The organism is Pantoea sp. GM_Pan_3, assembly GCF_026541045.1.
Lineage (GTDB): Bacteria > Pseudomonadota > Gammaproteobacteria > Enterobacterales > Enterobacteriaceae > Pantoea > Pantoea anthophila.
Window position 1 is genome coordinate 789,395 of sequence record NZ_JALNVA010000001.1, and the last position, 12,010, is coordinate 801,404.

The following is a 12,010-nucleotide window of genomic DNA, read 5'->3' on the forward strand; positions in this document are numbered from 1 at the left end:
TTGAAGCAACGGAAGCATTTATGATGGGTATAGCGGCCAATGAATCAGGCAAAGCTATTTCGCCACCCTAAAGAAAGCGATTAGAAAACCCGCTACTTGGCGGGTTTTTTGCTATCTGCCTGGTATGATCATGTTTCCGACGCATTTTGCGTACGGTGTGCCATCATAATTATGGCAACTGCTTACTCTATCCCAGCCAGGCTGTAATAAAGAGCCAGCAACAATACCAAAGACAAGACTAATAGCTAGGTACCATGGGACCCGATCGCCCGGGGTTGGTTTGCGGTCAATAAAGGCTCCAAAACGGCGGAATCCATAAAATAACAGCCATAATGCAGGTACTAAAACTGCACCTGCAATTGTTAACAGGCCAAATTTGAACAAAGGCATGATCCATCTCCTTATTGAAAGTTAAGATTATTTACCAGCCATTAATTGCCGATTCAAATAATTTTACCTGCGAATTATGGATATGAGTTCTTTACCACACTGAGAGGTTAAGGCGGAGTTGACATCCCCCCGTTGATTAATACATTGCGATGTTAGTAATGTCTTCATAAGCCACATGAGGACATCCCTATGAAGAAGCGTCTTTCCGACGAACAAATCATCATTATTTTCCGCAAGGCTGAGCCGGGTTTCTGACCGTGAGCTCTGCCGTAAGCAAGCTATTTCCGACGCCACCTTTTACATTTGACGTAAGAAGTATGGCGGTATGGAGGAGTCCGAGGTTAAGCGCCTGATGGGGCTAAAGGTAGAGAACGCCAGGTTCAGGAAGCTGCTTGCCGAAGACATGCTGGATCATGCTGGATAAGGAGGCGCTTCAGATGGCTCTGGGGAGAAAGTACTGACGACAGGCCAGAAGCAGGGAGCCGTAGTGTTGATGTGTGATGCAACCGGTCTGTCGCAACGTTGTGCCAGCAGGCTTACAGGCTTGTCCCTGACGAACTGCCGTTATGATGCTCAGCGTCCGGCTGCTGATGCACATTTATCAGGGCGTATTGATGAGCTTGCGATTAAACGAACACGACGCCGTAAGGGCTGGGGACCGTACATGTTCCGCCTCTGCGCCCGGATGCGCCGAACCTTACATGGTCGATAAATTTCTTTATGGGCTTACTTGCCAGCGGCCGCAGGATTAAGTGCCTGACCTGTTTAAATGATTTCACGAAGGAGACTTTAAGTTATTTCAGGCGTTCTGGTCACGCGTATTCTGGACAGCATAGCGCTGTCTCAAAGATATCCGACGACAATAAAAACCAATCAAGGCCCGGAATTTACCTGCTGCGCACTCTATCAATTTGCCGTTGAGCATGGTGTGGATACAGCTTATCCCGTCAGGCAAGCCAAAGTAGAAGGGATTTATTGAAAGTTCAAAGGATGATTTAGCGATGAATATCTGAAAGAACACTGGTTTAGCGATATTTTTCATGCCCGGAAAATGATTAATGACTGGCGGCAGGGCTATAACGAGATCCGTCCCCATTCATTGCTGGCTTACCAGACACCAGCTGGATTTGCAACGGACTGGTGAAACAGGAAATATGAAGAAAATCAGCCGACATTACTAACTGAAGGTTTTATCTAATTATGGGGCAGCACAACCTGCTTATCAAAACTCTCCATCGCGAACATGCATCAGATCCGGATTGAGCTCGCAATGAAGTTAAAGGATATGAGGCTGGGGCGCCGATTGATATACCAATTGGGCGCTGGATTGATTTGTGCGTTCAGGTCTACTCAAAATAAGAATTGGCACCAAAGTGGAAAATGAAAGCCTTAAGGCATTGGTAAAATATAGGGTGATGTTCAGTCTGATTCGTATCCTAAAAGCTCAGTAAATAATTTGGAAAGATATGCCTAAATCATTCCAGTCAAGATGAGGTTAACACCTCCTGACTATTAAGTTTTTGTTTTGTTGATGACTTTATCTTGATTCATCATATAGGTGATTATTTTGTCTTTGCCTCTGATTTCGATGATTCGGAAACCGTGGTAATTGACGCCCCAACTCCCGCCAATGTGGCCGTCAAAGATAAATGGCGTACTCTTTTGCAGAATCGCGCCATCCTCCTCATGATCGTGACCATTAAAGACTGCTCTGACGTTCTGGTACGAAGAAAACAAATTCAGCATTTCATCGCACTCTGCCGCAAATTTGGTCTCTCCAGCCGGATTAATATGCATGAACACCAAGATGTTTCTGGCATTCTTGTGCTTCTCAAGATGGTCTTTAAGCCAGCTAAGGTCAGGACAAAGATAAGCACCTGCATAATCCGAAGTATTAAGAAAAATAAGCGCATCATCTTCAACTACAAATTCATGATTGAATTCTGTTTTAAAGCAATCCTTCCATGGTTTTTCATCAACAGTATCGTGATTTACCTTAGTAACATAATACGGCATATCAAGTTCGTTTAATTTGTCTCTCACCGGCATAATGAATTTGCTATCGTCATGAACCAAATCACCATTAACAACTAAAAAATCGATTTTCTCTTTTTTGTTAAATCCATTAACTGTCGAGATAAAACTGTTAGCAAAAGCCAGGTAGTCAGTATCTTTTTGACCAAAGTGAAGGTTAGAGGCTACACAGATACGAAGAACGTCTTTTCTCATGGAGAAAAACTTCGAATCACAGCTAACTAAAGACAGACCTGCAGTAATTGCTAAAAAACCCCTTCTGGTAAGTATTTTGCCCCTAAGGAATTTATTAAAATTAGTATTGCGTGATTTATATCATACTACTAAAAGCGAAAAAAACCTGGCGACCAGGTAATGAATCAACCGCACCTCAATGAGCAAGTTGCGGGGGATGTAATTTGAGATTAGTTATTCGTAACCGAAGCCTCTAGCCGAAAATTTCAACACCATCCTCAGCTTTACAATTTTGCTTCCCGTTTCGCATTGATTAAATCCATCTATCGCTATTGTTGTTTATTCATGCAGTACTTATCAGAAGAAGATAATTGATGGCGAGAGACTATGAGAAACAGCCTGCATTCAAACAGGCTATAACGCTGAACCGACTGGGGCGGCAGATAGTGACGACCAGTGCATTCCAGACGAAGCTGGAGGCCGTTAACCATCACTGGACGTTGCAGCAGTGCAATCAGTGGATACGGCGCGAACAGGATATGTTCATGGAACAGGCGACAGAGCCCGAACCACATGCTCCGCATAGAAACGCAAGGCGGATTTGCTATGTTAGACCGATCTCTTCAGGCCCGACCAGGTGATACGGTATCATTCCAGTTTGATGACTACCTGCAACTGGGGAATTATTCAATACAGGGATTATCACTCAGGATGGTGAGACGATAGAGGGTCATGAACTACAGGGCATCATCGTGTTGGGTAAGGTTACAGCTGAAGTTCTGTCAGTGTTAAAGTCAAACCGACCCACAATTTGAAGCTCACCTGCAACAGGCATAGTATGATGTGAGAAGAAAAGAAATCTGAGGTGAAATTTTATTTAGGTCATCGCGTAGTACGTAAAACACTAGATGGAAATTTAATTAACACCTGACTAATTGATTGGTAATTAAAATCGACATTAAACAACTGATTTATTTGTGTAACCTGGAGCGCGAACGCCATTTCGGGCGCGCAGCAGAAGCCAGTTTCGTTACACAGCCGACACTCTCTATGCGCCTGAAAAATCTGGAGCGAGAGCTGGGCCTGCCGCTGATTAACCGCAGTAATAACTTCGCCGGATTTACGCCAGAGGGCGATCGCGTGCTGGCATGGGCGCGGGAAATCGTTTCGGTGTATCAGGGGCTGAAGCTGGAAGTCGAATCACTGAAACATGGGGTAAACGGCACGCTGCGGGTGGGAGTGGTTCCGCAGTGCAGCATGGCCCTGCCGCTGCTGCTGAAAGTGGTTCAGGATAGATATCCGCAGCTCGACTACCGCATTGCGGTGCTGAGTGCTGATCAGCTGCTGGATGCGCTTAACAGTCACACCGTGGATGTCGGCATCGGCTTTTTTGAGATGGCGACCCTGCGCGAACTCCATTTTCAGACCGAGCTGCTGGCGGACCGCGGCGTTGAAGCGGTGTTCCATCCTGACCATTTCCCGGCGCTGGTGGGTGATACGCCGCTGGCGCTGTCGGATCTGGCGCAACAGCCGCTCTGCCTGGCGGAGCCGACCCGCTATTTTCGCCGTTATCTCGACATGGCCTTTCGTGAGGCGGGGCTGGTGCCACGGGTGATCGTCGAGAGCGCTTCCGTCATGCAGTTGATGCAGTGTGCCCAGGTCGGGCTGGGGCTGCTGGTGTCACCAGTGGGGCATCTGTTGCCCGCTTCACTTCAGGGGCTGCAGCAGCGCGCCATCACGCTGCCACCCATGGCACGTCAGGCGGCGCTGGTTATCGCCGAGCCTGGCCGTGCCACCCCGCTGGCCCAGCACTTTTTCGATGAAGCGCGCGCGCGGCTGCCGATGTAACCGGCGGCAGGCTCGCACTTTTTACGCTTACTGCGCTTCGCCCAGTGCGTAAAAGAGGCGACTGTTCCAGTTGCCTATCGCGACACGCTGAATCAGCGCGAACAGCGCATCATTCTCCCAGCCCGCTTCCATGAGGGGCTGCAGATGGGCCGCGCTGAAGCGCTCCGGTGAGCGGGTAAGCTGCGCCGCCAGTGCGATAATCTGCTGTTCTGCGCCGCGTGATCCGGCATCATCGACCCCTTCAATCAGACTCGCCTGACCGTCCAGCAGCCGGAAAAGCCAGCGACTGCCGAGGATGCGGGCGGCGACCGCCTCTGGCAAGGCAGGTTCGTCAGAGAGGTGCTGACGCAGCTGCGCCCAGCCATATAACGCCGCAGGATCGTGTGCCAGCACCCAGACCGCCTCCTGCATACCCGGCAGTGACTGGCAACGGGTGATTGCTGCGAGCTGCTCCGCGCTGGCATAACGCAGCTCCAGCGGCTTCAGCACCGGCTGCCAGCGGGCGGGCTGATCGAAGCCGGTTGCCTCTGCATCGGGGGGCGCGGTGCTGCCGGGCAGCCAGCGAACCGGCTGAGCCTGCAGTGCCTGTAAGCCCGCCACCACCCGCGCCTGATAACTGACAAACCCGATCACCTGATTCAGCGTCACGATATCGGGCTCGGTCAGGCCAACCCCATCCAGTGCGGTAATGGCGCTGCCGTTGATCAGCTCAGGCTGCATCGCCAGCTGACGGGCGTACTGCGTGATCTGGGTCAGGCGGTTGTTACTCTCGCGTGAAGAGTCGGGGCCTGGCAGCGGATTCAGGCGGGCAGAGTAGTGGTTACACAACCGCTGGATCCCCGCCACCTGCGCGACGGTCAGCGCGGTGCTGAGGCGGTCGTAGAGCGTTAACGTATGGGTGAGCGACGTGGTCACCCGATCGGGAAACAGCAGCTGCGCCAGATCGCGTGCAGCCAGCAGGGCGGGCTGCTGCGAGCGCAACAGAGAGTGCATCCCGGCGTGATCGGCGTGGCAGCCCAGCAGAAAGCGGTCATCGATATGGGCGGCCTCGGGCACCAGCGGCGCGGCCTGAGAGGTTCGTGGACTGGTCTGGCTCTCGTAAAACCAGTGGTTATGGCCCGGATAGCGGCGTTGTTCCATGATCAATCCTTTTGCAGATTCGGGTTCGGTATGCAGGCGGCAGAATCTGAAAATGTGCATAAACCGAAGGGCAGGCTTATCGTCGCTGATGGCCGGTCCGGGGCAAAAGAATGATCGGTGATAATTAATAGCGTTACGCTATAACGGCAGAAAAATCAGGGAGTGAGGCGGGGCGGGGGCATAAAAAGAGGGCGAGCCAGGCTCGCCCTCAGGGAACTTATTTCAGTTCCAGTTCGTTCATTGCGGCGATGCTGAAGCCGCCATCAACGTGAACGACTTCACCGGTGATGCCGCCTGCCAGATCAGAGCAGAGGAACGCGGCAGAGTTGCCGACATCTTCGATGGTGACGGTACGGCGAATCGGGGTGACCGCTTCGCAATGCGCCAGCATCTTACGGAAATCTTTGATGCCTGAGGCGGCCAGGGTGCGGATTGGACCTGCAGAGACGGCGTTAACACGCACGCCTTCCGGGCCCATGGCGTTTGCCATGTAACGCACGTTCGCTTCCAGGGACGCTTTCGCCAGACCCATCACGTTGTAGTTCGGGATCGCGCGCTCAGCACCCAGGTAAGAGAGGGTCAGCAGACCGGAGCCTGGATTCAGCATCTCACGGCACTCTTTCGCCATCGCAACGAAGCTGTAAGCACTGATGTCATGCGCGATTTTAAAGCCTTCACGGGTAACGGCGTTCACATAGTCGCCATCCAGCTGGTCGCCAGGCGCGAAGCCGATAGAGTGAACGAAACCGTCAAATTTCGGCCAGGTTTTTGCCAGTTCAGTGAACAGAGATTTGATGCTCTCATCTTCTGCGACGTCACATGGCAGCACGATGTCTGAACCCAAATCTTTAGCAAACTCTTCCACACGACCTTTTAACTTGTCGTTCTGGTAGGTGAAAGCCAGTTCTGCGCCCTGTTTGTGCATCGCCTGTGCAATACCGTAGGCGATGGAAAGTTTACTGGCAACGCCAGTAATCAGAATGCGCTTACCGGAAAGAAAACCCATAGCTGTAATCCTTATGGTCATTGTTGTTGGCGGCCGCATGATTAAAAAGTAAGCGACCGACGTTAATCGACGTGCGGATTCTAGCACGTCTCTCATAAATCAGGTAAACCGGCCCGCAATTTCCGCGACGGGCAGCAAAATCAGCGTTCGCGTCGCCAGGCTTCGGCACTCAGCGCTTCGCCGAAGTGGCTGCTGATCAGGCGTCGGGTCAGATCGTGCAGCGGCGAGGCCAGCACATCCGCGGTGCCGCCGCGCTCGACCACTTCGCCCTGATGCATCACCAGCACCTTGTCGCTGATATGTTTCATCATACCCAGATGCTGCGTCACATAAATGTAGGAGATACCGTGTTTTTCCTGCAGCTCCAGCATCAGATTCACCAGCTGAGAGCGCATGGTCATATCCAGCGAGGCCAGCGCTTCATCGGCCACGATCACTTTGGGCTGCAGGATCAGCGCACGGGCCAGACCCAGACGCTGCTTCTGACCGGGTGCCAGCATATGGGGATAATAGCCGGCGTGATCGCGCAGTAATCCCACCTGCCGCAGGGTTGCGATGATGCGCTTCTCGCGCGCTTCCGCATTGAGATCGGTGTTGAGCCGCAGCGGAAAATCAAGAATCTGACTGATGCGCTGGCGCGGATTCAGGGAGGTGGAGGGGTCCTGAAAAATCATGCGGATGCGCTGACTGCGGTAGCCATAATCGCCGAAGGTCAGCGGATGATCGTCAATCAGAATCTCACCCTCCGTCGGCGCGACCATGCCGCTGAGCATTTTCGCCAGGGTGGATTTTCCTGATCCGTTCTCACCGATGATGGCCAGCGTCTGCCTTTCACGCAGGGTAAAGCTCACCGATTTCACCGCCTCGACATGCTGACGGCGGAACAAACCGGTGCGATAGCGAAACGTTTTACTCAGGTTGCGCACTTCCAGCAGGGTTTCCATGTTACTGGCCCTCCATATTGAGCGGGAAATGGCAGGCATAAAGATGCGTTTTACTGCCGGTCAGCCTTGGCGTTTCAATACATTTGCGCTGGGCGTAAGGACAACGCGGCCCCAGCCGGCAGCCTATCGGCAGGCTCTCCAGCGAAGGGATCGCCCCGGAGAGGGTGTTGAGACGACTCTTGTGCGGCAGCGCACGCCCGAAATCGGGCATCGCCCGAATCAGCGCCTGGGTATAGGGGTGATGCGGTGTGCTCATCAGATCGTCGCTCTGCGCGGTTTCTACCGTCTGGCCGCAGTACATCACGTTAATCCGATCCGCCCACTGGCTCATGGTGCGCAAGTCATGACTGATCAGCAGAATGGTGGTGTTGTTATTCTGATTCAGGCGGCTCAGCAGGCGGAAAATCTGCGCCTGCGTGGTTGGCTCCATGGCGTTGGTGGGTTCATCCGCGATCAGCAGACGCGGCTGATTCGCCAGCGCAATGGCGATCATCACTTTCTGGCACTCGCCTTCGGTGAGCTCATAGGGGAAGCTGCGCATGATATCTTTGTGGTCTTTAATACCGACGCGATGCAGCAGCTCGATGGCACGGGTTTTGCGCCAGAACCAGAAGCGTTTCAGCCACGGCCCTTTATACGTCCAGCGCGGGATCACCTGCATCAGCTGACGACCGATACTTTCAGAGGGATCGAGACAGGATTGCGGCTCCTGAAAAATCATCGAGACGTTATGCCCGATAATACGGCGGCGCTCGCGCGGCGTCAGGCGCAGCAGATCCACATCATCAAACACCATACGGTCTGCGGTCACGCGCCAGTTGTCATTGGTTACGCCGCAGATGGCCTTTGCCACCAGACTTTTGCCTGAGCCGGACTCCCCGACCAGACCGCGGATTTCCCCTTCGCCCAGCGTCAGGTTTACGCGGTCCACCGCTTTGACCGGTCCGTCAGCGGTCATAAATTCGATGGTGAGATTACGGATATCGAGTAACGGCATCTATTCCACTCCCGCTTCGACGGCGCGACGGATGCCGTCACCGAGCAGGTTAACAATCAATACGCTGACCATCAGCGCCACGCCCGGCAGCATCACGGTCCAGGGGGCCACGTAGATCAGCTCCAGCGAGTCGCCCAGCATCGCCCCCCACTCGGGTGAGGGCAGCTGCGCGCCCAGGTCAAGAAAGCCGAGTGCGGCGATGTCCAGAATCGCCATCGAAAGCGCACGGGTGATCTCCGTGATCAGCAGCGGCAGAATGTTCGGCATAATGGCGTAGCGCAGGATGTTGCGGCCGCTGGCCCCGTCCAGACGCGCGGCGACCACATACTCTTTTTCCAGTTCATCATGCACCGCACTGTATATCTCGCGCACCAGGCGAGGCATCAGCGCCAGCCAGACCGCCAGCAGCGCATGCTCCAGTCGCGGCCCGAGAAAAGCCACGACAATGATCGCCAGCAGCAGCGAAGGAATAGAGAGCAGCGTATCCAGTACATGATTCATTACCGCCGAGCGGATGCCGTGGGTCATGCCGGCCAGCACGCCCAGTATCAGCGCGCCCAGCGTGGCGAACAGCGTGACCAGCATCGCTGACCCTACGGTCGGGCCTGCACCGCTCAGCAGGCGGCTCAGCACATCCCGCCCAAGATCGTCGGTGCCGAGGAAAAAGGAGACGTCGCCATAGCGTGACCACGACGGCGGCAGCAGCTGATACCCCAGGAACTGCTGATCGATGCCGTAAGGCGCGATCAGCCCGCCGAACAGGCAGAGCAGCAGCAGGGCGCCAAAGCCATACAACCCGACCATCGAAATCGGATTGCCGTAGAAATGGTGCCAGCTCTGACGAAACGCGCTGGGCAGGCGTTTCTCGGCATAGATATTATCTAAGGGCATACCATTCCTTATGTTTCAGCGGATTCATTGCCGCGCCAATCACATCAGAGATGACGTTGACCAGGATCACCAGCCCGCCAATCACCATCACCCCGGCGGAGATAGCCGCATAATCCTGCTGACGAATCGCATTGATCAGCCAGCGGCCCAGTCCGGGCCAGTTGAACACCATCTCGGTAATCATCGCCAGCGTCAGCATGGTGGAAAACTGCAGCCCCAGACGCGGGATGACCGGCGGCAGGGCGTTATGCAGCACGTGCCGGCGGATCACCGTAAAGCGCGAAAGCCCCCGGGTAGCGGCTGCTTTAATATAATTTTTATCCATCACGTCGCTGGTGCTGTTGCGCAGCAGGCGGATCACCTCTGTGGTGGGGGCCATCGCCAGCACCAGCACCGGCAGAATCAGGTGGGTCAGCGCGCTGATGATCATCTCGTGACGCCAGGGCGAAGGACTCAGCCAGGCATCGATCAGCGCAAAGCCCGTGATATTCTGCACCGGGTAGAGCAGATCGTGGCGACCCGACACCGGCAGCCAGCCGAGCGTCAGCGAGAAGAAAAGCGTGAACAGCAGCGCCAGCCAGAAAATCGGCGCGGAGAAGCCGAACAGCGCCAGCGCACTGATGGTTTTATCCTGCCATTTATTGCGCATCACCCCGGCGCAGATCCCCAGCGGGATCCCTACCAGCAGCGCGAACAGAAACGCCAGGATGCAGAGCTCCATCGTCGCCGGGAACACCTCGCGCAGCTGCAGGCCAATCTCCTGACCGTTGGTGCTGGAGACGCCAAAGTCGAACTGCAGCATTCCTTTAAACCAGAACCACCAGGCGTCCGAAAGCGCAGCGCCTTCCAGCGGGGCGTTGGGGGTAAAGTAGCTCAGGCTGAAGCTGACCAGCGACAGCAGAAACAGGGTAATGACCAGCAGCAGCAGACGCCGCAGAAGATAGATAATCACTTACTTTTCCTTATCGCTTTCACGATAAACCCCGGCAAACGAGGCGTTGCCAAACGGACTCAGCACCAGCCCTTTAATATCATGGCGGAATGCCTGCAGACGCAGCGAGGAGGCCAGCGGCAGCACCGGCAGCTCCTGCGCCAGAATCTGCTGCGCTTTGTCATAGCTGTCGATGCGGCCAGAGAGCTGCTGCGACAGCAGAGCATTCTGCAGCGTTTCATCAAAGGCGGGTGAGCACCAGTGCGCGTAATTGGTCTGGGAGCGAATAGCCGCGCAGCTGAGCAGCGGACGGAAGAAGCTGTCCGGGTCATTACTGTCAGTGGCCCAGCCAGAGAGGGTCAGATCGTGATTCATCGCCATCAGCTGCGCCTCCTGAAAGCGCCCCTCCACCGGCACAATCGTCAGCCGGACACCCACCTGGGCCAGATCCGCCTGCAACAGTTCAGCCGTTTTCAGCGGGCTGGGATTCCAGGATTGTGACGCTGCAGGCACCACCAGCCGCAGATGCAGATCGCTGATGCCCAGCGCGGCCAGCGCTTCGCGCGACTTCGCCGGGTCATAGCCAGTGATGCGCGCATCATTGTCATACGCCCAGGAGGCGCGCGGCAATATCGACGCGGCCGTTTCGGCCGTGCCGTAATAGATGGACTCCATCAGGCGTTCGTTGTTGATCGCCAGCGCCAGCGCATGCCGCACCTCAGGCCGGTCCAGCGGCGGCTTGCGGGTATTGAAGGCCAGATAGGCGATGTTCATGCCAGGGCGCAGCGTCATCCGCAGGCGCGGGTCATCGCGCAGGATACTGAGCTGACTGGCGGCCGGGTAGGCCAGCACGTCACACTCACCGGTTAACAGTTTAGAGAGTCGCCCGGTGCCGCCGGAACCGAGATCGATGACCGCCTGTTGCAGACGGGGCACGCCTTTCCAGTAATGCGGATTGCGCGCCAGACGGATGTACTGGCCGGTGCGATATTCGCTGAGCTGATAAGGGCCGGTGCCCACCGGCTGCCGGTCCAGCTCCTCCTGATGCCCCTGCGCCGTCAGCTGGTCAGCATACTCTTTCGAGAGGATCGGCGCATAGTGCGTGGCCATGTGCCACAGGAATGACGCGTCCGGGCTGTTGAGACGGAACTCGACTGTCCGGTTATCGATCTTCTTCACGCTCTGAACAGAATCGGCGAACTGCAGGCTGTCAAAGTAGGGGTAGTTGCCGCCATTCACGTTATGCCACGGGTGATGGCGATCAAACATGCGGGCGAAGCTGAAGACCACATCGTCAGCATTGAGGGTGCGGGTGGGGCGGAACTGATTCGTCTGCTGGAACGCGACGCCACTCCGCAGGTGAAAGCGGTAGGTCGCGCCGTTATCGCGCACTTCCCAGCTGGAGGCCAGATCGGGTTTCAGCCGGTAGGTATACGGGTCGACATCCAGCAGCCGGTCATAAAGCTGAGCCGCCAGGGTATCCACCGTCAGCCCGCTGCTGGCCATCTGCGGATTAAAGGTGTTCAGCGTGCCGCTGACGCAGTAGACAAAGCCGGACTGGCGGATATCACCCGCCGGTGCTGACCATGCAGGGGCACTCAACACGCTGAGGCTGAGCAACAGCGAACTTAGTAGTTTTGACATAGAACTCAACG

9 protein-coding genes and 1 pseudogene are annotated in these 12,010 nt (G+C 55.1%); 2 read left to right on the forward strand and 8 right to left on the reverse strand.

The features are described from left to right. Positions 1 to 579 precede the first annotated feature (579 nt). Positions 580 to 1,534, forward strand: a pseudogene (locus OXR04_RS03765) (integrase core domain-containing protein). A 368-nt stretch (positions 1,535 to 1,902) separates the two neighbouring features. On the opposite strand, the gene OXR04_RS03770 reads toward OXR04_RS03765, so the two are convergent. Further along, positions 1,903 to 2,619: a metallophosphoesterase gene (locus OXR04_RS03770; protein ID WP_267369288.1), complete on the reverse strand. Its 717-nt coding sequence runs from the start codon at positions 2,617 to 2,619 to the stop codon at positions 1,903 to 1,905. Positions 2,620 to 3,549: 930 nt separating this feature from the next. On the opposite strand from OXR04_RS03770, the gene OXR04_RS03775 reads away from it, so the two are divergent. Next, a complete protein-coding gene (locus tag OXR04_RS03775; RefSeq protein ID WP_267369550.1) occupies positions 3,550 to 4,446 on the forward strand; it encodes a LysR family transcriptional regulator in 897 nt (298 codons plus the stop codon). A gap of 27 nt (positions 4,447 to 4,473) precedes the next feature. On the opposite strand, the gene OXR04_RS03780 is transcribed toward OXR04_RS03775, so the two are convergent. The 7 genes from OXR04_RS03780 to sapA all read right to left on the reverse strand — a co-directional run bounded on the left by OXR04_RS03780 (position 4,474) and on the right by sapA (position 11,999). Next, positions 4,474 to 5,586, reverse strand: a complete 1,113-nt coding sequence (locus OXR04_RS03780) for an oxidoreductase (protein WP_267369289.1) — start codon at positions 5,584 to 5,586, stop codon at positions 4,474 to 4,476. 217 nt (positions 5,587 to 5,803) lie between these two features. Then, positions 5,804 to 6,592, reverse strand: coding sequence for an enoyl-ACP reductase FabI (fabI, locus tag OXR04_RS03785; protein ID WP_009090006.1), 789 nt, complete (start codon positions 6,590 to 6,592; stop codon positions 5,804 to 5,806). 140 nt (positions 6,593 to 6,732) lie between these two features. Beyond that, a complete protein-coding gene (sapF, locus tag OXR04_RS03790) occupies positions 6,733 to 7,536 on the reverse strand; it encodes a putrescine export ABC transporter ATP-binding protein SapF (RefSeq protein ID WP_009090008.1) in 804 nt (267 codons plus the stop codon). Between the two features lies 1 nt (position 7,537). After that, a complete protein-coding gene (sapD, locus tag OXR04_RS03795) occupies positions 7,538 to 8,533 on the reverse strand; it encodes a putrescine export ABC transporter ATP-binding protein SapD (protein ID WP_009090009.1) in 996 nt (331 codons plus the stop codon). Beyond that, complete coding sequence (sapC, locus tag OXR04_RS03800) at positions 8,534 to 9,424, reverse strand: putrescine export ABC transporter permease SapC (protein WP_009090011.1); 891 nt, start codon at positions 9,422 to 9,424, stop codon at positions 8,534 to 8,536. Further along, positions 9,411 to 10,376 carry a putrescine export ABC transporter permease SapB gene (sapB, locus tag OXR04_RS03805; RefSeq protein WP_009090012.1) on the reverse strand — a complete coding sequence of 322 codons (966 nt, stop codon included), beginning with the start codon at positions 10,374 to 10,376 and terminating at the stop codon, positions 9,411 to 9,413. Before sapB ends, sapC begins: the two co-directional genes overlap by 14 nt. Then, positions 10,377 to 11,999: an ABC transporter substrate-binding protein SapA gene (sapA, locus tag OXR04_RS03810; RefSeq protein WP_009090014.1), complete on the reverse strand. Its 1,623-nt coding sequence runs from the start codon at positions 11,997 to 11,999 to the stop codon at positions 10,377 to 10,379. Positions 12,000 to 12,010 lie beyond the last annotated feature (11 nt).

Bases quoted from the DNA above. Each gene is read 5' to 3' on its own strand.
- OXR04_RS03770 (WP_267369288.1), bottom strand. From the start codon at position 2,619: ATGAGAAAAGACGTTCTTCGTATCTGTGTAGCCTCTAACCTTCACTTT.
- OXR04_RS03780 (WP_267369289.1), bottom strand. From the start codon at position 5,586: ATGGAACAACGCCGCTATCCGGGCCATAACCACTGGTTTTACGAGAGC.
- fabI (WP_009090006.1), bottom strand. From the start codon at position 6,592: ATGGGTTTTCTTTCCGGTAAGCGCATTCTGATTACTGGCGTTGCCAGT.
- sapF (WP_009090008.1), bottom strand. From the start codon at position 7,536: ATGGAAACCCTGCTGGAAGTGCGCAACCTGAGTAAAACGTTTCGCTAT.
- sapD (WP_009090009.1), bottom strand. From the start codon at position 8,533: ATGCCGTTACTCGATATCCGTAATCTCACCATCGAATTTATGACCGCT.
- sapC (WP_009090011.1), bottom strand. From the start codon at position 9,424: ATGCCCTTAGATAATATCTATGCCGAGAAACGCCTGCCCAGCGCGTTT.
- sapA (WP_009090014.1), bottom strand. From the start codon at position 11,999: ATGTCAAAACTACTAAGTTCGCTGTTGCTCAGCCTCAGCGTGTTGAGT.